The organism is Enterobacter cloacae complex sp. IR5402, from assembly GCF_049238125.1.
GTDB lineage: Bacteria > Pseudomonadota > Gammaproteobacteria > Enterobacterales > Enterobacteriaceae > Enterobacter > Enterobacter hormaechei_C.
This window is the reverse complement of the sequence record NZ_JBMKHO010000009.1, coordinates 139,640-160,344: the sequence shown is the minus strand read 5'-3', so window position 1 is coordinate 160,344 and position 20,705 is coordinate 139,640. Positions and strand designations below refer to the sequence as shown.

Annotated in this window: 22 protein-coding genes; 12 read left to right on the top strand and 10 right to left on the bottom strand. The window is 53.5% G+C overall.

The window, feature by feature from the left end:
- Nucleotides 1-12 precede the first annotated feature (12 nt).
- The 3 genes from ACOTXL_RS16255 to ACOTXL_RS16245 all read left to right on the top strand — a co-directional run bounded on the left by ACOTXL_RS16255 (nt 13) and on the right by ACOTXL_RS16245 (nt 3,265).
- Entirely contained in the window at nt 13-453 is a 441-nt protein-coding gene (locus ACOTXL_RS16255; RefSeq protein WP_000758225.1) for a DUF411 domain-containing protein, read from the top strand.
- 126 nt (nt 454-579) lie between these two features.
- Nucleotides 580-3,027 (top strand): Ag(+)-translocating P-type ATPase SilP, encoded by a 2,448-nt coding sequence (gene silP, locus ACOTXL_RS16250; RefSeq protein WP_001353604.1) that lies wholly within the window; start codon nt 580-582, stop codon nt 3,025-3,027.
- Nucleotides 3,028-3,067: 40 nt separating this feature from the next.
- Complete coding sequence (locus ACOTXL_RS16245) at nt 3,068-3,265, top strand: DUF2933 domain-containing protein (RefSeq protein ID WP_000843494.1); 198 nt, start codon at nt 3,068-3,070, stop codon at nt 3,263-3,265.
- 33 nt (nt 3,266-3,298) lie between these two features.
- Here ACOTXL_RS16245 and ACOTXL_RS16240 read toward each other — a convergent pair whose 3' ends face one another.
- Both ACOTXL_RS16240 and ACOTXL_RS16235 read right to left on the bottom strand, forming a co-directional pair.
- Nucleotides 3,299-4,036 carry a peptidoglycan DD-metalloendopeptidase family protein gene (locus ACOTXL_RS16240; protein ID WP_004118340.1) on the bottom strand — a complete coding sequence of 246 codons (738 nt, stop codon included), beginning with the start codon at nt 4,034-4,036 and terminating at the stop codon, nt 3,299-3,301.
- A gap of 288 nt (nt 4,037-4,324) precedes the next feature.
- Nucleotides 4,325-4,774, bottom strand: coding sequence for a copper resistance protein (locus ACOTXL_RS16235; RefSeq protein ID WP_001023257.1), 450 nt, complete (start codon nt 4,772-4,774; stop codon nt 4,325-4,327).
- Between the two features lie 234 nt (nt 4,775-5,008).
- Here ACOTXL_RS16235 and pcoA point away from each other — a divergent pair, with 234 nt between their 5' ends.
- The 8 genes from pcoA to ACOTXL_RS16195 all read left to right on the top strand — a co-directional run bounded on the left by pcoA (nt 5,009) and on the right by ACOTXL_RS16195 (nt 13,313).
- Nucleotides 5,009-6,826 carry a multicopper oxidase PcoA gene (gene pcoA, locus ACOTXL_RS16230; RefSeq protein ID WP_000925240.1) on the top strand — a complete coding sequence of 606 codons (1,818 nt, stop codon included), beginning with the start codon at nt 5,009-5,011 and terminating at the stop codon, nt 6,824-6,826.
- Between the two features lie 5 nt (nt 6,827-6,831).
- Nucleotides 6,832-7,722, top strand: coding sequence for a copper resistance outer membrane transporter PcoB (gene pcoB / locus ACOTXL_RS16225; protein ID WP_001378118.1), 891 nt, complete (start codon nt 6,832-6,834; stop codon nt 7,720-7,722).
- A 39-nt stretch (nt 7,723-7,761) separates the two neighbouring features.
- Nucleotides 7,762-8,142, top strand: coding sequence for a copper resistance system metallochaperone PcoC (gene pcoC / locus ACOTXL_RS16220; protein WP_000025662.1), 381 nt, complete (start codon nt 7,762-7,764; stop codon nt 8,140-8,142).
- Between the two features lie 55 nt (nt 8,143-8,197).
- Nucleotides 8,198-9,076, top strand: coding sequence for a copper resistance inner membrane protein PcoD (pcoD, locus tag ACOTXL_RS16215; RefSeq protein ID WP_229692861.1), 879 nt, complete (start codon nt 8,198-8,200; stop codon nt 9,074-9,076).
- Nucleotides 9,077-9,130: 54 nt separating this feature from the next.
- Nucleotides 9,131-9,811 (top strand): copper response regulator transcription factor PcoR, encoded by a 681-nt coding sequence (gene pcoR, locus ACOTXL_RS16210; protein WP_001188930.1) that lies wholly within the window; start codon nt 9,131-9,133, stop codon nt 9,809-9,811.
- Complete coding sequence (pcoS, locus tag ACOTXL_RS16205; protein WP_001211180.1) at nt 9,808-11,208, top strand: copper resistance membrane spanning protein PcoS; 1,401 nt, start codon at nt 9,808-9,810, stop codon at nt 11,206-11,208. The genes pcoR and pcoS overlap by 4 nt, the downstream gene beginning before the upstream one ends.
- 217 nt (nt 11,209-11,425) lie before the next feature.
- Nucleotides 11,426-11,860 carry a copper resistance system metallochaperone PcoE gene (pcoE, locus tag ACOTXL_RS16200; RefSeq protein WP_000723069.1) on the top strand — a complete coding sequence of 145 codons (435 nt, stop codon included), beginning with the start codon at nt 11,426-11,428 and terminating at the stop codon, nt 11,858-11,860.
- Between the two features lie 427 nt (nt 11,861-12,287).
- Nucleotides 12,288-13,313 carry a TerC/Alx family metal homeostasis membrane protein gene (locus tag ACOTXL_RS16195; RefSeq protein ID WP_015571505.1) on the top strand — a complete coding sequence of 342 codons (1,026 nt, stop codon included), beginning with the start codon at nt 12,288-12,290 and terminating at the stop codon, nt 13,311-13,313.
- A 60-nt stretch (nt 13,314-13,373) separates the two neighbouring features.
- Here the strand turns inward: ACOTXL_RS16195 and ACOTXL_RS16190 are convergent, their stop codons facing one another.
- From ACOTXL_RS16190 to ACOTXL_RS16180, 3 genes are all read right to left on the bottom strand, one after another.
- Entirely contained in the window at nt 13,374-14,036 is a 663-nt protein-coding gene (locus tag ACOTXL_RS16190; protein WP_003861228.1) for an HAD family hydrolase, read from the bottom strand.
- Nucleotides 14,037-14,142: 106 nt separating this feature from the next.
- Nucleotides 14,143-14,937, bottom strand: a complete 795-nt coding sequence (locus tag ACOTXL_RS16185) for an SDR family NAD(P)-dependent oxidoreductase (RefSeq protein ID WP_045349886.1) — start codon at nt 14,935-14,937, stop codon at nt 14,143-14,145.
- A 32-nt stretch (nt 14,938-14,969) separates the two neighbouring features.
- Nucleotides 14,970-15,851 (bottom strand): LysR family transcriptional regulator, encoded by an 882-nt coding sequence (locus ACOTXL_RS16180; protein ID WP_023314988.1) that lies wholly within the window; start codon nt 15,849-15,851, stop codon nt 14,970-14,972.
- 99 nt (nt 15,852-15,950) lie between these two features.
- On the opposite strand from ACOTXL_RS16180, the gene ACOTXL_RS16175 reads away from it, so the two are divergent.
- Nucleotides 15,951-16,457, top strand: coding sequence for a phenolic acid decarboxylase (locus tag ACOTXL_RS16175; RefSeq protein ID WP_003861232.1), 507 nt, complete (start codon nt 15,951-15,953; stop codon nt 16,455-16,457).
- A 60-nt stretch (nt 16,458-16,517) separates the two neighbouring features.
- Here ACOTXL_RS16175 and acpT read toward each other — a convergent pair whose 3' ends face one another.
- The 5 genes from acpT to ACOTXL_RS16150 are packed head-to-tail and all read right to left on the bottom strand — an operon-like array spanning nt 16,518 to nt 20,704.
- A complete protein-coding gene (gene acpT, locus ACOTXL_RS16170) occupies nt 16,518-17,111 on the bottom strand; it encodes a 4'-phosphopantetheinyl transferase AcpT (RefSeq protein WP_023323849.1) in 594 nt (197 codons plus the stop codon).
- Nucleotides 17,112-17,113: 2 nt separating this feature from the next.
- Nucleotides 17,114-18,343 carry a beta-ketoacyl-ACP synthase gene (locus ACOTXL_RS16165; protein ID WP_045349885.1) on the bottom strand — a complete coding sequence of 410 codons (1,230 nt, stop codon included), beginning with the start codon at nt 18,341-18,343 and terminating at the stop codon, nt 17,114-17,116.
- A complete protein-coding gene (locus ACOTXL_RS16160) occupies nt 18,340-19,071 on the bottom strand; it encodes a 3-ketoacyl-ACP reductase FabG2 (RefSeq protein ID WP_045349883.1) in 732 nt (243 codons plus the stop codon). Before ACOTXL_RS16160 ends, ACOTXL_RS16165 begins: the two co-directional genes overlap by 4 nt.
- Nucleotides 19,065-19,541: a 3-hydroxy-fatty acyl-ACP dehydratase gene (locus ACOTXL_RS16155; RefSeq protein ID WP_045349882.1), complete on the bottom strand. Its 477-nt coding sequence runs from the start codon at nt 19,539-19,541 to the stop codon at nt 19,065-19,067. Before ACOTXL_RS16155 ends, ACOTXL_RS16160 begins: the two co-directional genes overlap by 7 nt.
- On the bottom strand, nt 19,538-20,704 hold the full coding sequence (locus ACOTXL_RS16150) for a beta-ketoacyl-[acyl-carrier-protein] synthase family protein (protein ID WP_045349881.1): 1,167 nt from the start codon (nt 20,702-20,704) through the stop codon (nt 19,538-19,540). Before ACOTXL_RS16150 ends, ACOTXL_RS16155 begins: the two co-directional genes overlap by 4 nt.
- Nucleotide 20,705 lies beyond the last annotated feature (1 nt).

Genomic DNA, 20,705 nt, shown 5'->3' with positions numbered 1-20,705 from the left:
ACAGAGGTGAGTATGAAAAAAGTGGTTCTGATGGCGCTGGCTCTCGGCCTTTCACTGCCCGCGATGGCGAGTGAAAAAGTGATTGATATGTACAAATCTGAAAACTGTGGCTGTTGTTCCCTGTGGGGCAAGGCGATGGAAAAAGACGGGTTTGAAGTACGAACTCACGTCATGAATGATCAGGCGCTGTCAGCCCTGAAAGAAAAGCATGCTATTCCTGCAGGACTGCGAAGTTGTCATTCCGCGGTTGCCGGTAATTTGATCATTGAAGGCCATGTGCCTGCGACAACGATACATAAGGCAATGCAGTCTGGTTCAGGTATATACGGTCTCGCCACCCCCGGTATGCCAGCAGGAAGTCCTGGAATGGAGATGGGAGCCCGAAAAGAGGCTTACGATGTTATCGCATTCTCACCGGATGGAAGTAAAAAAGTCTTCCAGCGAATCGAATAGTCAGCGGAACGGCTGATAACGGGACGCCGGTAGCAGGCACTCCTGTGCCGGCGATATTCGTGGTAATCGCATCCATGACATACCCTGAAGACAGAAGATGCTTCGGTATGCATAAGGAGAGTTACTGTGAAAAATGACAATGCAGTGCAACACAACAACCAGACTGCTTCTGAGCAGACATTATCCCCGGACGAGGGCCACGTATTGCATAAGGTGAGAGATCCCGTGTGCGGGATGGCCATCCTGCCCGACAGGGCGCACAGCAGCATTCGATACCAGGACCATCAACTTTATTTCTGCTCCGCCAGCTGTGAGAGTAAATTTAAAGCCCATCCCGATCGTTATCTTACCGAAGATGCCAGTGAACATTCCCATCACCATCACCACGATCATCACGAAGTCAGCCCTGATCAGATAAAACAGCCTCACCACCAGGCGGAAAAAGAGAATTCTGAAGGTGTGTGGACATGTCCGATGCACCCGGAGATACGCCGCAGTGGTCCCGGAAGCTGTCCTGTCTGTGGAATGGCACTGGAGCCGCTCGTAGCTACGGCATCCACGGGGCCGAGTGATGAACTTCACGACATGACAAGACGCTTCTGGCTGGGGTTGTTGCTGGCGTTTCCGGTTCTGGTACTCGAAATGGGATCTCATCTGTTTCCCGAGTTGAGGAATACAGTACCGCCACAGTACAACACATGGCTGCAGCTGCTTCTGGCCTCCCCTGTCGTGTTGTGGTGTGGCTGGCCATTCTTCGCCCGGGCCGGAATGTCGTTACGTAACCGCTCCCTGAATATGTTTACCCTTGTTGCAATGGGGACCGGCGTAGCCTGGGTTTACAGCGTCATTGCAACCGTCTTCCCCTCCTGGTTTCCTGCATCGTTCAGAAACATGGATGGCCTGGTGGCCGTTTATTTTGAAGCCGCAGCAGTTATTACGGTGCTTGTTCTGCTGGGACAGGTTCTTGAGCTGCGGGCACGGGAACAAACCTCAGGCGCCATTACTGCGCTTCTGAACCTTGCCCCCAAAACCGCCAGACGGCTGGATCATGACGGTCATGAAACGGATATTAATGCGGAAGATGTCCTGCCTGGCGATAAGCTCCGCATCAGACCTGGAGAGAGTATTCCGGTCGACGGTATCGTGATCGAAGGCAAAACAACCGTTGATGAATCGATGGTGACCGGGGAATCTATGCCGGTTACCAAAACGGAGGGTGACCCTGTCATCGGGGGGACCATTAATCAGACAGGGAGTCTCATCATCCGTGCAGAGAAAGTCGGTGATGAAACAATGCTCTCACGAATTGTTCAGATGGTCGCTGATGCACAGCGTTCGCGTGCCCCCATCCAGAGAATGGCTGACAGCGTTTCAGGCTGGTTTGTTCCTCTGGTGATACTTATCGCGGTTGTTGCTTTCGTGATCTGGTCTGTCTGGGGGCCCGAGCCCAGGATGGCGCACGGTCTCATTGCGGCTGTGTCGGTCCTGATTATTGCCTGTCCCTGCGCGCTGGGGCTGGCCACGCCGATGTCGATAATGGTGGGGGTGGGCAAAGGAGCCCAGGCCGGGGTGTTAATCAGGAATGCCGAAGCCCTTGAGCGTCTTGAAAAAGTGGACACGCTGGTTGTCGACAAAACAGGCACGCTCACGGAAGGTTCGCCTACGGTGACAGGGATTATCAGTCTCAATCCGGGTGGGGAAACATCTCTTTTGCGTGTAACAGCCGCAGTGGAAAAAGGCTCGCAGCATCCGCTGGGTATGGCAGTAGTTAAAGCAGCACAGGAAAAGGGGATCGCAATACCCGCAGTCACTCATTTCGATGCACCGTCGGGTAAAGGTGTCTCAGGCGATGTCGAAGGTCAACGGGTTGTTATTGGTAATGAACTGGCTATGCAGGAAAACAGTATAGTTATTGATAATCAAAAGGCCGTTGCGGATACGTTGCGGATGGAAGGCGCTACCGTTATCTATGTGGCCACAGACGGGGACCTTGCAGGCCTGATAGCTATCTCGGATCCCGTGAAAACAACCACGCCGGATGCGCTTAAAGCTTTGCGTCAGGCGGGGATCCGCATCGTTATGCTCACCGGGGATAACCAGCTTACTGCTGAAGCAGTCGCACGGAAACTGGGAATAGATGAGGTTGAAGCCGGAATTCTGCCGGATGGCAAAAAAGCAGTGATAACCCGACTGAAAGAGTCTGGCCATGTGGTTGCGATGGCCGGAGACGGTGTGAATGATGCCCCGGCGCTGGCAGCGGCTGACGTGGGTATAGCCATGGGAACGGGTACAGATGTGGCAATTGAAAGTGCCGGAGTCACCCTTCTCAAAGGCGACTTGATGATACTGAACAGGGCCCGTCATCTGTCAGAGATCACCATGAAAAATATCCGTCAGAATCTGTTTTTTGCATTTATCTACAACGCACTTGGCGTGCCTGTGGCTGCAGGTCTGCTTTATCCTGTGTATGGAATACTGCTGTCGCCAGTTATTGCGGCGGCGGCCATGGCTCTTTCCTCCGTCAGCGTCATTGTGAATGCGTTGCGTCTGAAAAGTGTCAGGCTCGGGAAATAACACTGAGTGAAGGGTCAGTTACGAACAGAAGGAGTCCAGTATGAAAAGTACCACCTATGCGCTTATTGCTGTCGCCGCGATCGCGGCATTTGCCCTCCTGCGCGAACACTGGTCACATGTGGCAGGTTACTGGCCATATCTGTTATTGCTGGTCTGCCCGCTAATGCATCTTTTCCACGGCCACGGAGGGCATGGAGATCATCAACATCACGGAAGTGAAAACGATAAAAAAAATTAATCCGGCAGACGGGGCCGCGTCGCGGTCCCGTTATCAGTCCAGGTATCGTTCGTAGTCTCTGGCATGCGCAAAGGCATGCTGTTCGAGTTTGTTATCAGCGGGTGCCGCTGCCCGGAACGCCAGAGAGTTAACAGGGTTGTTATTGATGACCAGCTCGTAATGCAGATGAGGACCGGATGAACGTCCGCTGTTACCGGATAACGCAATAGCACCTCCCCGTGTAACCCAGGCCCCTTTAGTAACGAGTATTTTATTGAGGTGGAGATAGCGAGTTTTAACACCGGCTTTTCCCGTTACTTCAACAAAATATCCCATGGTACTGTTGTATTCGGCCCGGGTGATTTTTCCGTCGATGACGCTGACTATTTTCGTGTTCATGGGCATGGAATAATCAATGCCATTATGGGGACTCACTTTTCCCGATACCGGGTTAAGTCTTGCAGGATTGAAAGGCGAACTGAGTCTTGCTGTGGCCGGTAACGGATAATCGAGACTGCCTTTCCCGGAAGTATCGGAAAGGTTATAGAACTTTTTATCTGATATACGATACGCCGTGTAATTAAATGAACCGGACGTAAATTTATAGGCCACGACACGTGATTTTCCCGCTTTCTTTTGCAGTACGAGTTTTAATGATTCATTTTTTTTCAAATGCCGCAGATTAAACCGGGAAGGCAAGGAGCGCTGAAGAGTAGCGATCTCGTTCGATTCCAGCCCCGAGCGGGTGGCTGAAAGGTAGGCATTTTCTTTTACGACATCGGTAGAATACATTTACTGGAATTCGCCGTTAGCATGAACACTGCGGCGTATGCTAGGGGTTTTCAGGAGGCGTGTCATCTGTCAGTTAATCGGGAGCACCGTTGATGGTCGTCATTTTTGTAACATATCTTGTTTCCCGTTTGCTCCTGAAGCTCTGGGAACTGTATGACCAGCCCGACGGTGATGATTAACGGGACTGAAACAGGTTACGGCAGAGCAATATGGGGCTCATGTCCTGCTACGTAACCCGTCAGTAAAGCCCTGCTGCGCACCTGACGCTAAGCACTAACCCGCCTGCAGTTACCTGGTCGAATACAGCCCGCGAAGCTTTCTTGCCTGCGTCTGATGTGCTTCCGCACCGGCATTATTGACCTGCTCATGCACGAGAGCGGCTTTTTCTCCGGCATTCAGTTCGTTAAAAGAAGAAGACGAGGTCTTTGAATTTGCATCACTGCCGGACAGCATTTTTTTATGTTCCTCAATCATTTTCTGATGCGCATAGGACGCGCTGTTGTTCATAAATGAATGAGCAACAATGGCCCTTTCATGTTCATTCATTTCAGAGAATGAGGGCGTGTTGTTTTTATTAACCCTGTCCGGTAAGTTTTCATGCGTCGAGGAATTCACATGACTGACGGCTGAGGCATTATTAACAAATCGATGTGCTTCATGGGCAATATCACTGGACTGAGCAAAAGCTGCCCCACAAAATAAAGCTGTAAACGCAGTGGTCGTGATTAATATATTCATGTGTAATTACCTTCTGAGGTACATAAAAGATGTCCTTATGATCATATATAAAAATAATCAACCTGTGGGGAAGATGACGTAAATGTAATACAGCTATGTACATTACACGATTGTAATGAATTTGTTTCTTAAGGTGTGCTAGATTCATTTCATTGTAAGTGGATGAACCAGTAATTTAATTTAAATCGGTTCTCGAATTCTGTCAGTAACCATACTTTAAATAAGGGAATGCGCATGCTGTTGAAAACGTCTCGACGAACTTTCCTGAAGGGGTTAACCCTCTCTGGCGTAGCCGGAAGTCTTGGCGTATGGAGTTTCAATGCGCGTTCCAGTCTGAGCCTGCCAGTTGCCGCATCCCTGCAGGGTACTCAGTTTGACCTGACCATTGGTGAAACGGCCGTCAATATCACGGGCAGTGAGCGTCAGGCCAAAACAATCAATGGAGGCCTGCCGGGGCCCGTTCTTCGCTGGAAAGAAGGTGACACCATTACCCTGAAGGTCAAAAACCGTCTTAATGAACAGACGTCCATTCACTGGCACGGCATTATTCTTCCGGCCAATATGGATGGTGTTCCGGGGCTGAGTTTTATGGGCATAGAGCCTGATGATACCTACGTTTACACCTTTAAGGTTAAGCAGAACGGGACTTACTGGTACCACAGCCATTCCGGTCTGCAGGAACAGGAGGGGGTATACGGTGCCATTATCATCGATGCCGGGGAGCCAGAACCGTTTACTTACGATCGTGAGCATGTGGTCATGTTGTCTGACTGGACCGATGAAAATCCTCACAGCCTGCTGAAAAAATTAAAAAAACAGTCGGATTACTACAATTTCAATAAACCAACCGTTGGCTCTTTTTTCCGCGACGTGAATACCAGGGGGCTGTCAGCCACCATTGCCGATCGGAAAATGTGGGCTGAAATGAAAATGAATCCGACTGACCTCGCGGATGTCAGTGGCTACACCTACACCTATCTCATGAACGGGCAGGCCCCGCTGAAAAACTGGACCGGACTGTTCCGTCCCGGTGAAAAGATACGCTTACGGTTTATCAACGGCTCGGCAATGACCTATTTCGATATCCGTATCCCCGGGCTGAAAATGACGGTCGTGGCTGCAGATGGCCAGTATGTAAACCCGGTTACCGTTGACGAATTCAGGATTGCCGTTGCCGAAACCTATGATGTCATTGTGGAGCCTCAGGGTGAGGCCTATACCATCTTCGCACAATCCATGGACAGGACCGGTTACGCTCGAGGGACACTGGCCACGAGAGAGGGGTTAAGTGCTGCCGTTCCCCCCCTCGATCCCCGTCCTCTGTTGACCATGGAAGATATGGGTATGGGGGGAATGGGACATGATATGGCAGGAATGGACCACAGCCAGATGGGAGGCATGGATAACAGCGGAGAGATGATGTCTATGGACGGTGCTGACCTTCCGGATAGCGGGACATCCTCCGCGCCCATGGATCACAGCAGCATGGCCGGTATGGATCATTCCCGGATGGCCGGAATGCCGGGTATGCAAAGTCATCCTGCGTCAGAAACGGATAACCCACTGGTTGATATGCAGGCGATGAGCGTCTCTCCGAAGTTAAATGATCCGGGTATTGGTCTTCGAAATAACGGAAGAAAGGTTCTCACGTACGCGGATTTGAAAAGCCGCTTTGAGGATCCTGACGGACGTGAACCTGGCCGTACCATAGAACTGCATTTAACCGGCCACATGGAAAAGTTTGCCTGGTCATTTAACGGAATCAAGTTTTCAGATGCCGCACCGGTGCTGCTGAAATACGGTGAGCGGCTCAGGATCACGCTGATCAACGATACCATGATGACTCACCCCATTCACCTGCATGGTATGTGGAGCGATCTGGAAGATGAAAACGGTAATTTCATGGTTCGTAAACACACAATAGATGTTCCCCCTGGTACAAAACGCAGTTACAGAGTGACAGCAGATGCGCTTGGCCGCTGGGCGTATCACTGCCATTTGCTCTATCACATGGAAATGGGAATGTTTCGTGAAGTCCGGGTGGAGGAATGATGCGAATGAAGAGAAATTTGAAGGCCATACCTGTTCTGGTCGCCGGTTTGTTTACCTCACAGCTTTCTATTGCGGCGGGCTCCGTCTCTGCAGATCCCCACGCCGGGCACGACATGTCTGCCATGCAGATGCCAGCAGATGAGAATTTCACTGAGATGACGTCAATGGAGCCCATTGTAACTGAGAGCAGAACGCCAATTCCGCCTGTTACCGATGCCGACCGGAAGGCTGCATTCGGCAATTTACAGGGGCATGCGATTCACGACAGTGCGATTAATTATCTGGTTCTGCTGGATCAACTGGAATGGCAACGGTCGGATAACACCAACAATTTCAGCTGGAGTGTTAACAGCTGGATTGGAGGCGACACAGATCGGATTTGGCTAAAGAGTGAAGGTGAACGAAGCAATGGGGAAACGGAGGCGGCTGAAGCGCAGTTACTCTGGGGACATGCGGTTGGCCCATGGTGGGATTTGGTTGCGGGTGTCAGGCAGGATTTCAGACCTGCTTCTGCCCGGACCTGGGCTGCTGTCGGTTTTCAGGGGCTGGCACTCTATAATTTTGAGTCTGAAATTACGGGTTTTGTCAGTAATGGCGGAAAAGCAGCCCTTCGTCTGGGAGGAGAATACGACGTTTTACTGACTAACCGGCTCATACTCCAGCCATCCTATGAGGTGAATTTCTACAGTCAGGATGATGAATCGCGGGGTCGCGGCAGGGGACTGACTGACACAGAGCTGGGGCTCCGGCTGCGCTATGAAATACGCCGTGAGTTTGCACCCTATATAGGCGTTTCCTGGAATCAACTTTACGGGAAAACATCCGATATGGCGAAAAGAGAAGGTGAGAAAGACCATCAGGTAGTATTCCTGGCGGGAGCCAGAATCTGGTTTTAACGCACTGATATAAAACACTCAACTAAACAGGTAAATAAAATGTCGATTTTAAATAAAGCCATTCTTACAGGTGGCCTCGTTATGGGCGTTGCTTTCTCTGCTATGGCCCATCCGGAATTAAAAAGCTCTGTGCCACAGGCTGATTCAGCCGTAGCGGCCCCGGAAAAGATTCAGCTTAATTTCTCGGAAAATCTGACCGTGAAATTCTCAGGTGCAAAATTAACGATGACGGGTATGAAAGGCATGTCATCACATTCTCCGATGCCGGTCGCGGCAAAAGTGGCGCCAGGCGCTGACCCTAAATCGATGGTCATTATTCCGCGAGAGCCTTTACCCGCTGGCACTTATCGTGTTGACTGGCGCGCGGTTTCTTCAGATACGCACCCTATTACCGGTAATTACACCTTTACAGTGAAGTAATATTATGAACGACCTGATTATGATTGTTATTCGTTTTCTTCTTTATCTGGATTTGATGGTAATATTTGGATTGCCATTTTTTCAGATATATGGAATAAGCGGTGTCAGACATGAAACCTATAACCTGACTAATTTCAGGTCGTTTATAACTTTTGCTGTTGTTACAGGCATCATTCTTACTGGCATTAATATGCTCCTGGTATCTAATGCCATGAGTGGAGTAACTGACCTCAGAGAATTATCCATCCATGTTATCGAGATGGTGATAGAAGAAACTGATGTGGGTATTAGCTGGATTGTCAGGCTCTGTGCCCTGTTTACCACACTCGGTGCTTTGTTCCTTTACACTAATAAGAGAGTATTGTCCTGCCTGCTGATGACGATGAGTGGGGGCGTGGCGCTGGCTACACTTGCCTGGGGAGGACACGCCGTTATGCATGACGGTCTGCATTACTATCTCCATTTACTGAGCGATCTGACCCATCTCGGCGCTGCAGGTGCCTGGACAGGTGCTCTGGTTGCATTTGCTATCCTGCTGATGCGCAGAAACGAGCATAATGCACAGAGCGTCATTGTGATATCTGACTCCCTGGCAAAATTTGCCACGGCAGGAACGGTGATTGTTGTAGCCCTGATCCTGAGTGCGCTGGTCAACTATCTGTATATTGCTGAGGGTAACTTAACTCCCTTATTCAACAGTTCCTGGGGGAGGATATTGCTTGCCAAGACGGCTCTGTTTGTTCTGATGCTTCTTCTGGCTGCAGCAAACCGGTTTCACCTGGGTCCCCGGCTTGAAGTTATGGTCAGGGAAGGGAATTATGATCGCAGCGTTGCCCTGATGCGAAACAGCATCCTGACAGAATTCGTTGTTGCGATTATCATTCTGGGCGCCGTAGCGTGGCTCGGAATGCTTGCTCCGTCTCAGGTCAGCTAGGGGACAGCCAAAGCTCATGCGTGAGATTTTTACTTTCATATCAGCGAGTTGACCATGCAGCGTATTTTAATCGTTGAAGACGAACAAAAAACAGGTCGTTACCTGCAGCAGGGACTGGTTGAGGAAGGCTATCAGGCCGATCTCTTTAATAATGGCCGCGATGGTCTCGGGGCCGCGTCGAAGGGACAGTATGATTTGATAATACTGGACGTGATGCTGCCTTTCCTCGACGGGTGGCAAATCATCAGCGCACTGAGGGAGTCCGGGCACGAAGAACCGGTCCTGTTTTTAACCGCAAAGGACAACGTGCGGGACAAAGTGAAAGGACTGGAGCTTGGCGCAGATGACTACCTGATTAAGCCCTTTGATTTTACGGAGCTGGTTGCACGTGTAAGAACCCTACTGCGCCGGGCACGCTCGCAGGCCGCAACAGTCTGCACCATCGCCGATATGACCGTTGATATGGTGCGCCGGACCGTGATCCGTTCGGGGAAGAAGATCCATCTCACCGGTAAAGAATACGTTCTGCTTGAGTTGCTGCTGCAACGCACCGGAGAAGTGTTACCCAGGAGTCTTATCTCGTCCCTGGTCTGGAACATGAATTTTGACAGTGATACGAATGTGATTGATGTCGCCGTGAGACGTCTGAGAAGTAAAATTGATGATGACTTTGAGCCAAAACTGATCCATACCGTTCGCGGTGCCGGATATGTCCTGGAGATCAGAGAAGAGTGAGGTTCAAAATTTCCCTGACCACACGCCTGAGCCTGATTTTTTCTGCGGTGATGCTTACGGTATGGTGGTTATCAAGTTTTATCCTGATTAGCACCCTTAATGGCTATTTCGATAATCAGGACCGCGATTTTCTGACAGGTAAACTTCAGCTCACCGAAGAGTTTCTTAAAACAGAGACGTTCAGGAACAAAACGGATATTAAGTCATTATCAGAAAAAATAAACGATGCGATGGTGGGGCACAATGGCTTATTCATTTCTATAAAAAACATGGAAAATGAAAAAATTGTTGAACTCTATGCCAAAAATTCTGTTGTTCCAGCGGTCCTGCTTAATAAGTCGGGTGATATTCTCGACTATATGATCCAGACGGAAGAAAATAACACCGTGTACCGCAGTATCTCGCGGCGGGTTGCCGTGACGCCGGAACAGGGTAAAAGCAAACATGTCATCATTACGGTTGCCACGGATACTGGGTATCACACCCTGTTTATGGACAAACTCAGTACCTGGCTGTTCTGGTTCAATATCGGTCTGGTCTTTATTTCTGTTTTTCTGGGCTGGCTGACCACACGTATTGGTCTGAAACCGCTACGGGAAATGACCAGTCTGGCTTCCTCCATGACCGTACACAGCCTGGATCAGCGTCTAAATCCCGATCTGGCTCCGCCGGAAATCTCTGAGACCATGCAGGAGTTCAATAATATGTTTGATCGCCTGGAGGGGGCATTCCGGAAACTGTCAGATTTCTCGTCTGACATCGCGCATGAGCTGCGCACACCAGTCAGTAATCTGATGATGCAGACGCAGTTTGCACTGGCTAAGGAAAGGGATGTTTCGCATTACCGCGAAATTTTATTCGCTAACCTGGAAGAACTGAAAAGGTTGTCACGAATGACCAGTGACATGCTTTTTCTGGCACGTTCAGAGCATGGTCTGCTGCGGCTGGATAAACATGATGTGGATCTGGCAGCCGAACTGAATGAATTACGTGAGTTGTTCGAGCCCCTGGCAGACGAAACAGGAAAGACAATCACGGTTGAAGGAGAGGGCGTTGTTGCCGGAGACAGCGATATGCTCCGACGTGCTTTCAGTAACCTGCTTTCCAATGCAATCAAGTATTCTCCCGATAACACCTGTACAGCGATACACCTTGAGCGTGACAGTGACTGTGTGAACGTGATGATTACGAATACGATGTCCGGCCAGGTTCCCGCTAATCTGGAACGTTTGTTTGACCGGTTCTATCGCGCAGACTCATCAAGGTTCTACAACACGGAAGGCGCGGGGCTGGGATTATCAATTACAAGGTCGATCATTCATGCTCACGGCGGCGAGCTGTCAGCAGAACAGCAGGGGCGTGAAATTGTGTTCAAAGTGCGCCTGTTAATGGATTAATCCCGTTGTTCAGGAGAAACCTGGAAGGTGACAAAATTGTCATCATTCAGTCACGCGATAAACAGAGGCGGTTTTTTATAATTATTCATAAATCAGGAGCAGCGTGATAACACAATCACCTGGTTCCTGGAGTGATGATTAACCCGCCCTGAGATCAACTGCTTTCTCTGTTATAAGCCATTGATTGTTTGGGTATGTAAACACCGGAGACCCAACCATGAAAAAGATTCTCGTATCATTTGTTGCCATTATGGCTGCCGCTTCATCTGCCATGGCTGCAGAGACAATGAACATGCATGACCAGGTAAATAATGCACAGGCACCTGCCCACCAGATGCAGTCATCTGCTGAAAAAAGTGCAATTCAGGGAGACAGCATGACAATGATGGATATGAGCAGTCACGATCAGGCCGCAATGTCCCATGACATGATGCAAAACAGCAATTCTGCTGCCCACCAGGACATGGCTGAAATGCATAAAAAAATGATGAAAGCTAAACCCGGAGCTACCAACGAAACAGCAAAGTCATTTTCTGAAATGAGCGAGCATGAGAAGGCCGCAGCTGTACATGAGAAGGCGAATAATGGTCAGTCTTCCGTTGTTCACCAGCAGCAGGCTGATAAGCATCGCAGTCAGATCACCCAGAATTAACCCGCAGCTCCACTTGTTAGACCCTCATTTGACGCCGAAGTCACTGGCTTACGCTCCCGTCCGGGAGCGTTTTTTTTCCCATATATCAAACTTTAACTCTGAAGAGGTGGAAGTATCTGACCAACACTGTCACGTAACGCCAGATAACTACAAAAACACCTTTTTCCTCCTGTAAATTGCAGTTCCTGCAAGAACATCAAGGCATAATGTTGGAACAGCGTGTGATACACACTTAGCATCATGTTTTGTATGTGTTTTTTTAAAACTTTACAACTTTAAAGTCTTTTTCAGGTTAAAGGATACAACTTTAATGTCTCTACACAGCTGAAAAGAACGGTTAATATTTATTTTTTAGCGTGATGCCTCCTTAACGGGCCCACGCTTTTTATTGTGTGCATGGTGTTTTGTCTTCTTAAAAGGGTTGTCTATGTCTGCTGCTCATCTCGGTTTCCCGACGGAAACCGTTGTTGTCTTCGTGGTGATGGCCGTTGGGGCGATGTTTATCGACCTCTTCATGCACCGTCACGATAAACCGATCTCGTTGAAAAGCGCGGTTATGTGGTCCATCTTCTGGGTCATGATGGCGATGGCCTTCGCCGGATTTTTATACGTGCACCACGGCGCGGAGATGGCCAGTCTGTTCCTGACCGGCTATGCGCTGGAAGAGGTGCTCTCCGTCGACAACCTGTTTGTGATGATGGCGATCTTCGCCTGGTTCGGCGTGCCGGATAGATATCGTCACCGCGTGCTCTACTGGGGCGTGCTCGGGGCGATTGTGTTCCGCGGTATTTTTGTTGCCATCGGCACCAGTCTGTTGAGCCTGGGGCCGTATGTTGAGGTCATTTTTGCGCTGGTCGTCGGCTGGACGGCGGTGATGATGCTGAAACGCAATGAAGAGAGCGATGAAGTAGAAGATTATTCCAACCATCTGGCGTACCGCCTGGTGAAACGCTTCTACCCGGTGTGGCCAAAAATCAGCAGCCATGCGTTTATCCTGACCCAGAAAGAGGTGGATGCCGAACTGGAGAAGCCTGAAAACAAGGATGTAATGGTAGGCCGCGTGAAGAAGGCGAAGCGCTACGCGACGCCGCTGCTGCTCTGTGTTGCGGTGGTGGAGCTGTCCGACGTGATGTTCGCCTTCGATTCCGTACCCGCAATCATTGCCGTCAGCCGTGAGCCGCTGATTATCTACAGCGCAATGATGTTCGCGATCCTCGGCCTGCGTACCCTCTACTTTGTGCTGGAAGCGCTGAAGCAGTATCTGGTGCATCTGGAGAAAGCGGTGGTGTTACTGCTGTTCTTCGTGGCGTTCAAGCTGGGGCTGAATGCGACCGACCACTTCTGGCATCACGGTTATAACATCGGCGCCACGGCAAGCCTGTTTGTGGTGCTGGGGGTACTGGCGCTGGGGATTATTGCGAGCGTGATGTTCCCGGGAAAACGTGAGGCCTGATGTACCGCTTTTCTCCCTCTCCCTGTGGGAGAGGGCCGGGGTGAGGGCACCGGGCCGCACCTAACCCTTAATTGGTGAATTTCGGCGCTTGCTCGGATGATGAAAATGCCGCCAGTGCGGATCCTGCGCCGCCGCCAGCAACTCGTGGTCGCCACGCGTGTCGCCCCAGGCGCGCAGGTGATACGCGTTCAAATCCCCATACACCTTCTCCAGCCTCGCCACCTTCTGGGCACACCGGCAGTTGTGGCCGGTGATCCGCCCGGTCAGCTTGCCGTCTTTCACTTCCAGCTGCGTGCCAATCAGCTTAATGCCGAGCTTATCGGCCCACGGCTGCAATACCAGCGCCGGGGAAGCAGAGCAAATCGTCACTTCCGCACCGGAATTGACCTCGTTGGCGACGGCCAGCACACCTTCCGGGCGCATCAGCTTGTTCCAGTATTTTTCACAGAAGGCTTCCGCCTGCTGACGTAACCAGTGCTCATCCACCCCCGTCAGGAAGGTTTTGATCAACACCTCTTTCAGCTCATCTCGCGTCAGCTTGCGGCGCACACAGTGCAGCGTAGGCAGGGCCATGCGCACCAGTCGGCCAGCAAAGTAGCGCTTGCCAAAGGCAAAGCGCAGGAACGGGATAAAACTGTCGTGGTGCGTCAACGTACCATCAAAGTCAAAGACAGAGAGCACGCTGGACTTCGCCACGGCTTCGTCGGCAATCATATTGGTCATAAATACGTCTTAGCTGAAATACACATTCTGTTCACTAGTTTACCTGCTTTACCTTCATAGTCCTTATATCAGGTCGCATTTTTTCCTGAACCTGTGGCCTGACGGGTCAAACTATGTCATCCACCACGCCACCGTCAACGCGCAGCGCCGCGCCGGAAGTCGCGGAGGCCTGCATGGAACAGACATACACCACCATATTCGCCACTTCTTCTACCGTTGCGGCGCGCTGAATAACCGAGCTGGGACGATTCTCCATCACGAACGCTTTCGCCAGCTGCTCCAGCGATTTACCGGTTCTTTCGATTTCGTCTTTCATCATCGCGGCAAAACCGTCCGACATTGTCGGGCCCGGCAGTACGCTGTTCACCGTCACGCCGCTGCCTGCCACGAACTTCGCCAGACCGCGCGCCAGCGAGAGCTGGGCGGTTTTTGTCACGCCATAGTGGATCATATCCGCAGGAATATTGCAGGCCGATTCTGACGAGATAAACACTACCCGACCCCAGCCCTTTTGTACCATGCCGGGCAACAGGGCACGGGAGAGGCGCACGCCGGACATCACGTTGGTTTGCCAGTAGCGTTCCCAGGTCTCGTCGTCGGTGGAATAAAAATCCTGCTGGCCATAGATCCCGGCGTTATTCACCAGAATATCGACGTGCGTGGCGACCCTGAGCAGTTCGTCAACGCCCTCCTGCGAGCTCAGGTCGGCGATGGCGGCACGGAGCTGTACGCCAGGCACCACCTGCTGTAGCGCCTGAATGCCTTTATTCACCGAGTCGACGCTGCGTCCGTTTACGATCACTTCCGCACCGCTCTCCGCCAGCCCGCGGGCGATGGCAAACCCAATACCGCCGGTGGACGCGGTCACCAGCGCTACTTTCCCCGTTAAATCGATTTTCATCGTTCACTCCTTGTCGTTTTATGGTTCAAAACTTAAAGCGTAGCAGTTGACGATGACGGCTCCTGCTTAAAAAGGCGCAACAGCGTCTCAACCTGCTCGTCCAGCGGGCTGAGGGAGCGTTTGACGATGAGGTGCAGCGGCGTGGCGCGACGTACGCCGTGGCTGAGCGGCAGCGTTTTAAGGATGCCCTGCTGGAGCGGGGTCTGAATGCGTTCTTCCGGTAACCAGCCGTATCCAACCTGATACATCACCGCTTCGATCGCGGCATCGATAGTGGAGAATGTCCACGACTCCCCGGTGGGGTGAGTGGTGGGCTGGCTGTCTGCGATCTGAATGCGCGGCCACGGCCGTAGCATCTCGTCATTAAGCGGCGTATCCAGCGAAAACAGCGGGTGCGCGTGATGCGCGACGGCAACAAAATCGATATTCATCAGCCATTCGCCCAGGCCGGTAATGTCCTGGCGGCGGGTTAAGACCATCACGTCGGCTTCATCATTGAGCGCATCTGCGCGGCTGTTTTCCAGCACCTCGGTAAGCCGCACCTGCGTTTGCGGGTACAGCTGCTGAAACTGGCGCAAAATCGCGAACAGCCGGCTACGCGGAAAAATACTGTCTACCATCAGGTCGATACGGGTTCGCATCCCGCTGCGCAGGGTCGCAGCGCGCGTTTCAACATAGGCGAAGGCTTTCAGCAGCGGTTTAACCTGATTCAGCAACAGCTCACCCGCCGGGGTTAGCACGGCACGCCGTCCCTCTGTCATCAGGAGCGCCACGCCCAGCCGCTCCTGCAAAAGCGACAGGTTATAGCTGACCGAGGACTGGCTGCGGTAGGTCTCTTCCGCCGCCTTAGCGAAGCTGCCAGCCTCGATGACTCTCTCCAGCAAGGCCCACTGTTCGAGCGTCGTCTTGTGCATAATTAATCTAAATTTTGGATGAATTTGATTCAAACATAGCGTTATTTATTCATTTTTTGAAGGGGTACGATCGTCTCATCAAAACAAAGGAGACAGCGTATGAGCACCTTCGATAAACATGATTTAAGCGGCTTCGTCGGCAAACATCTTGTATATACCTACGATAATGGCTGGAATTACGAAATTTACGTTAAAAACGAAAACACCCTGGACTACCGTATTCACAGTGGTCTGGTGGGCAACCGTTGGGTGAAAGATCAGCAGGCCTACATCGTCCGTGTTGGGGAGAGCATCTATAAAATTTCCTGGACGGAGCCAACCGGTACTGACGTGAGCCTGATCGTGAACCTGGGCGACCGCCTGTTCCACGGCACCATCTTCTTCCCGCGCTGGGTCATGAATAATCCGGAAAAAACCGTCTGCTTCCAGAACGATCACATTCCGCTGATGAACAGCTACCGTGATGCCGGACCAGCGTATCCAACCGAAGTGATTGATGAATTTGCCACCATCACCTTCGTGCGTGACTGCGGTGCGAATGACGATAGCGTGATCAATTGCGCGGCCAGCGAGCTGCCTGCAAACTTCCCGGAAAATTTAAAATAAGATCGAGAACAACGTGAACGGGACATCGGCCATGTTGGTTTTAACCGGCATGGCCGTTTTTTATGCCGCAGGAACACCGGAGTAAGTAACCGCTTCCGCCGTTAAGGTGAAAGGCGTAGGGGTACAGACCGCCAGGCTCAGCGAGCCGAAGCGTAGCTGACTGACCGGGAGCGACTGGGCGGTGCTGTCAATGCTGACTATCTGCCACGCGCTGCCGCCACGCTGTTTGACGATTGCCTCTTTGCGTGTCCAGATGCGCCAGAATGCGGAAAGCTGCTCTTCCGGCGCTTCACGTTCCAGCTCGTCATGTTCGGTGAGGCTGAAAACGGCATTTGCCAGCGCCTGCCAGTTCTCCCGCGGGCGGATCACTTCGATATCGCAGCCCACTTCACCTTCATCGCTCATCAGCAGGGCAATATCGTCCCCGCTGTGGCTCAGGTTAAACCACAGCGGATGGCCGTTAGCGAAGGCCGGTTTTCCCTGCTCGCCGTAAATTATCTCGGGAAGGGGCGAGGGGGATAAGGTTCTGGCGAGCAGCGTCCGGCCTGCAAGCCAGGAAGCGTGTCGTGCACCCTGAGGTGCCATGTCTGCGAGCGTTGACGCCAGCGGGTCCGCGCTAAGGGTGGAGATCTTTCCCAGTACAAACTGGTACATAGTTACGCCCAGCGTTTAATGATTATCGAGGTATTGATGCCGCCAAAGGCAAAGTTATTGCTCTGAATAAATTCGCAATCAATCGGGCGGGTTTCCCCCATAATATAATCTAAAGCGCCGCATTGCTCATCCGGTTGTCTTAAATTGAGCGTCGGCGTGAACCAGCCCTCCCGCATCATGTGCAGACTCAGCAAGGCTTCCAGCGCGCCGCAGGCACCCAGGGTATGACCGAAATAACTCTTTAAGGATGAGATGGGCACGCTGTCGCCGAAAATGGCGGCGGTCGCCTGACTCTCGGCGATATCCCCGCGATCGGTTGCCGTGCCGTGGGCAGAAATGTAGCCAATGTTCTGAGGGCCAAGACCCGCCATCGCCAGCGACTGCTCCATACACACCTGCATGGTTTCACGCTGGGGCTGGGTGATGTGCGCCGCATCGCAGTTGGTGGCAAAGCCCACGATCTCGCCATAAATTGTCGCTCCGCGCGCTCTGGCGTGATCCAGCGCTTCCAGCACCAGCGTACCCGCCCCTTCGCCAATCACCAGGCCATCGCGCTGAACGTCAAACGGCGACGGCGTGGTTTTTGGCGCGTCGTTACGCTGGCTGGTGGCAAACAGGGTATCGAAAACCGCCGCTTCCGACGGGCACAGCTCTTCCGCGCCGCCTGCCACCATCACCGTCTGGTAGCCGTGACGAATCGCTTCCCAGGCGTAGCCAATCGCCTGGCTGCCAGAGGTACAGGCGCTCGAGGTGGGGATCACCCGTCCGCGCAGGCCAAAGAACAGCCCGGTATTCACCGCCGTGGTGTGCGGCATCATCTGCACATAGGTGGTGCCGGTGATGTTGTGGGTGTGCTTTTCGGTGAGCATGGAGGCAAACTCGCTGACCGGCCCGGTGCTGCCGGTCGACGAGCCGTAGGCGATGCCGGTCTGACCGTTGGTCAGCACCGCGTCGTCGATCAGTCCCGCCTGCTCCAGCGCCAGCTCGGTGGCGCGGGTAGAGAGCAGCGACACGCGGCCCATGGCGCGAATGCGCTTACGGGTATAGTGAGCGGGGAGAGTGAAGTCTTCGATCGGCGCGGCGAGCAGGGTTTGCAGGCCGTCATACGCCTGCCACTCCGTCATGGTACGCACCGCATTTTCATACTCGCGCAGACGGCGCGAGATGGTCGGCCAGTCCTCGCCGAACGCGGTGACGCCGCCCATGCCCGTAATCACTACCCGGCGGGTCATAGCATGCCTCCGTTAATCGAAATCACCTGACGCGTCATATAGCCTGCTTTATCCGACATCAGGTAACTCGCCAGCCCCGCGACCTCCTCGGCCTGGCCCATACGCTGCATCGGGATCATCGACATCGCCGCGTGCAGTGCGGCTTCGTCCATTTCGATCATGCCGGTATCGATCAGCCCTGGCGCGATGCAGTTGACGGTGATTTTGCGTTTTGCCAGCTCGGTGGCGAGCGCTTTGGTGGCGCCGATGATCCCGGCTTTCGCCGCGCTGTAGTTCACCTGCCCACGGTTGCCCATAATGCCTGACACCGACGACAGGGTGATGATCCGCCCGCCCTTGCGGGTGCCGATCATCGGCATAATGCAGGGATGAATGACGTTATAAAAACTGTCGAGATTGGTGTGGATCACGCTGTCCCAGTCATCGTCGCTGAGCGCAGGAAATGCGCCGTCGCGGGTAATACCGGCGTTACTGACCACGCCATACCACGCGCCGTGGTCAGCGATCTCCTTTTCCAGCACCGTGCGGCACTGCTCGCGGTTGCCCACGTCGAAGGTGAGTAAACGGCCCGCGCCGCCTGCCTGGACAATCGCTTCCAGCGTCTCCTGCGCGCCCGCTTCATCACGATGGTAATGCACGCCGACGGTGAAACCGTCCGCCGCAAGCTGAAGGGCGATAGCGCGGCCAATGCCTTTGCTGGCGCCGGTGACCAGTACGGATCTCATGATGGTGTTCCCTGGTTGAAAAGTGTGGTTAATTCTTCCTCGCTCGGCTGGAAGGTGTTCACGCGGCCCGTGGCGAGGGAGACACTATCCGCATGAATGGTGCACTCGAAGCTGCCAAAGCGTTCATCCTGCATCAGACGTTCGATGGTGATGGTCAGCGTGCTGCCTGCGGCAAAATGCCCTGCGTCGCACACCAGCTCGCGCGCGCCCAGCACCATGCCCAGCGCACAGTGCGGCAGCCCTTTTTGCATCCGGTGCCATTCAGACCAGACGCCCACGGTCTGGGCCATCAGCTCCAGCGCAAACCAGCCAGGCAGGTTGCCGTCCGCGTCCAGGAACGGGGCCAGAACGACCCGTTCGTTCACCGTCACGCTGCAAACGGCGCGGTCATCGGTGACGCTTTCCACGCTCTCAAGCAGCAGCATCGGCGTGTCGTGAGGAAGATAATCCCCGGGAGGTAAGTAGTGCATCATACTCTCCCCAGCAGAAGGCTGGCGTTGTTGCCGCCAAACGCGAAGGAGTTTGACAGGATCACCGGTTTATTCAGCGGTGCGCTCTGGTGCAGTAGGCCGAAGGCGGGCAGGGTGTCGTCCGGCGCGTAGCGGGAAAAATCCTGCGGCGGCAGCGTCAGGCTTCGGGTCAGGATCAGCCAGCTCAGGGCGGCCTCGGTGATCCCCGCGGCGCCCAGCGTGTGGCCGGTAAGATGTTTCGTGGAGCTGCACGGCACGCGGTCGCCAAAGAGATCGTGGATCACCTGCGCCTCAATGCGATCGTTCAGCGGCGTGGCGGTGCCGTGCAGGTTGATATAACCGACGTCCGCCGCCGTCATTCCCGCCTCGTTCAGCGCCTGGTTGATGGCGCGGATCGCCCCTTCACCCTGCGGATGCGGGGCGGAAATATGGTACGCATCGCTGGATTCCCCCGCGCCGAGGAGCGCAACCTCGCCCGGCTCGCGGGTCAGCACCATCAGTGCCGCCGCTTCGCCAATGGTGATCCCCCGACGGTGGCGGCCAAACGGTTCGCACAGGGTCGGGGAGAAGGACTCCAGGCTGTTGAAGCCGTTGACCGGCATGCGGCTCAGGCTGTCGGCCCCGCCGACGATGGCGACGTCCACCAGCCCGGCGTCGATCAGGCGTCGACCGCTGATGATCGCCCGCGCGCTGGAGGAGCAGGCGGTTGAGATGGTATACGCCGGGCCGTCCAGCGCAAGCCAGCTGGCGAGAAAGCGCGACGGATCGCCCAGCTCCTGCTGCGGATATTGCCACTGCGGGCTGCGCTCGCCGTTCTGCGCGCGGCGCACGTACTCATCACCCTCGTCCAGTCCGGAGGTGCTGGTGCCCAGCACAACCGCCACGCGGTCTCGCCCCACGCGCGCAATGGCCGCATCGACGGCGGGCCAGATTTGCGCAAGCGCCGCCAGCAGCAGCTGGTTGTTGCGGCTGCGATGGGCGGAAAAAGACTCGGGGACAGGGGGAAGTTCACCCTCCACGCCTCCCAGCACGGCCTCGGGTAAGCCCTGTAGCCAGCCCGCACGTTGGCGCATCCCGGGGGCCACGCCAGCGATCAGGTTCGCCGCTATTTCATCAGCCGAGTTGCCGAGCGCGTTGACCATGCCAACGGCAGAAAGGTAAATCATC

Bases quoted from the DNA above. Each gene is read 5' to 3' on its own strand.
- pcoA (WP_000925240.1), top strand. From the start codon at position 5,009: ATGCTGTTGAAAACGTCTCGACGAACTTTCCTGAAGGGGTTAACCCTC.
- pcoR (WP_001188930.1), top strand. From the start codon at position 9,131: ATGCAGCGTATTTTAATCGTTGAAGACGAACAAAAAACAGGTCGTTAC.
- ACOTXL_RS16165 (WP_045349885.1), bottom strand. From the start codon at position 18,343: ATGACCCGCCGGGTAGTGATTACGGGCATGGGCGGCGTCACCGCGTTC.
- ACOTXL_RS16175 (WP_003861232.1), top strand. From the start codon at position 15,951: ATGAGCACCTTCGATAAACATGATTTAAGCGGCTTCGTCGGCAAACAT.
- ACOTXL_RS16195 (WP_015571505.1), top strand. From the start codon at position 12,288: ATGTCTGCTGCTCATCTCGGTTTCCCGACGGAAACCGTTGTTGTCTTC.
- pcoC (WP_000025662.1), top strand. From the start codon at position 7,762: ATGTCGATTTTAAATAAAGCCATTCTTACAGGTGGCCTCGTTATGGGC.
- ACOTXL_RS16255 (WP_000758225.1), top strand. From the start codon at position 13: ATGAAAAAAGTGGTTCTGATGGCGCTGGCTCTCGGCCTTTCACTGCCC.
- ACOTXL_RS16190 (WP_003861228.1), bottom strand. From the start codon at position 14,036: ATGACCAATATGATTGCCGACGAAGCCGTGGCGAAGTCCAGCGTGCTC.
- ACOTXL_RS16245 (WP_000843494.1), top strand. From the start codon at position 3,068: ATGAAAAGTACCACCTATGCGCTTATTGCTGTCGCCGCGATCGCGGCA.
- ACOTXL_RS16185 (WP_045349886.1), bottom strand. From the start codon at position 14,937: ATGAAAATCGATTTAACGGGGAAAGTAGCGCTGGTGACCGCGTCCACC.
- ACOTXL_RS16180 (WP_023314988.1), bottom strand. From the start codon at position 15,851: ATGCACAAGACGACGCTCGAACAGTGGGCCTTGCTGGAGAGAGTCATC.
- ACOTXL_RS16240 (WP_004118340.1), bottom strand. From the start codon at position 4,036: ATGTATTCTACCGATGTCGTAAAAGAAAATGCCTACCTTTCAGCCACC.
- pcoD (WP_229692861.1), top strand. From the start codon at position 8,198: ATGGTAATATTTGGATTGCCATTTTTTCAGATATATGGAATAAGCGGT.
- ACOTXL_RS16155 (WP_045349882.1), bottom strand. From the start codon at position 19,541: ATGATGCACTACTTACCTCCCGGGGATTATCTTCCTCACGACACGCCG.
- ACOTXL_RS16235 (WP_001023257.1), bottom strand. From the start codon at position 4,774: ATGAATATATTAATCACGACCACTGCGTTTACAGCTTTATTTTGTGGG.
- ACOTXL_RS16150 (WP_045349881.1), bottom strand. From the start codon at position 20,704: ATGATTTACCTTTCTGCCGTTGGCATGGTCAACGCGCTCGGCAACTCG.
- acpT (WP_023323849.1), bottom strand. From the start codon at position 17,111: ATGTACCAGTTTGTACTGGGAAAGATCTCCACCCTTAGCGCGGACCCG.
- pcoE (WP_000723069.1), top strand. From the start codon at position 11,426: ATGAAAAAGATTCTCGTATCATTTGTTGCCATTATGGCTGCCGCTTCA.
- pcoB (WP_001378118.1), top strand. From the start codon at position 6,832: ATGAAGAGAAATTTGAAGGCCATACCTGTTCTGGTCGCCGGTTTGTTT.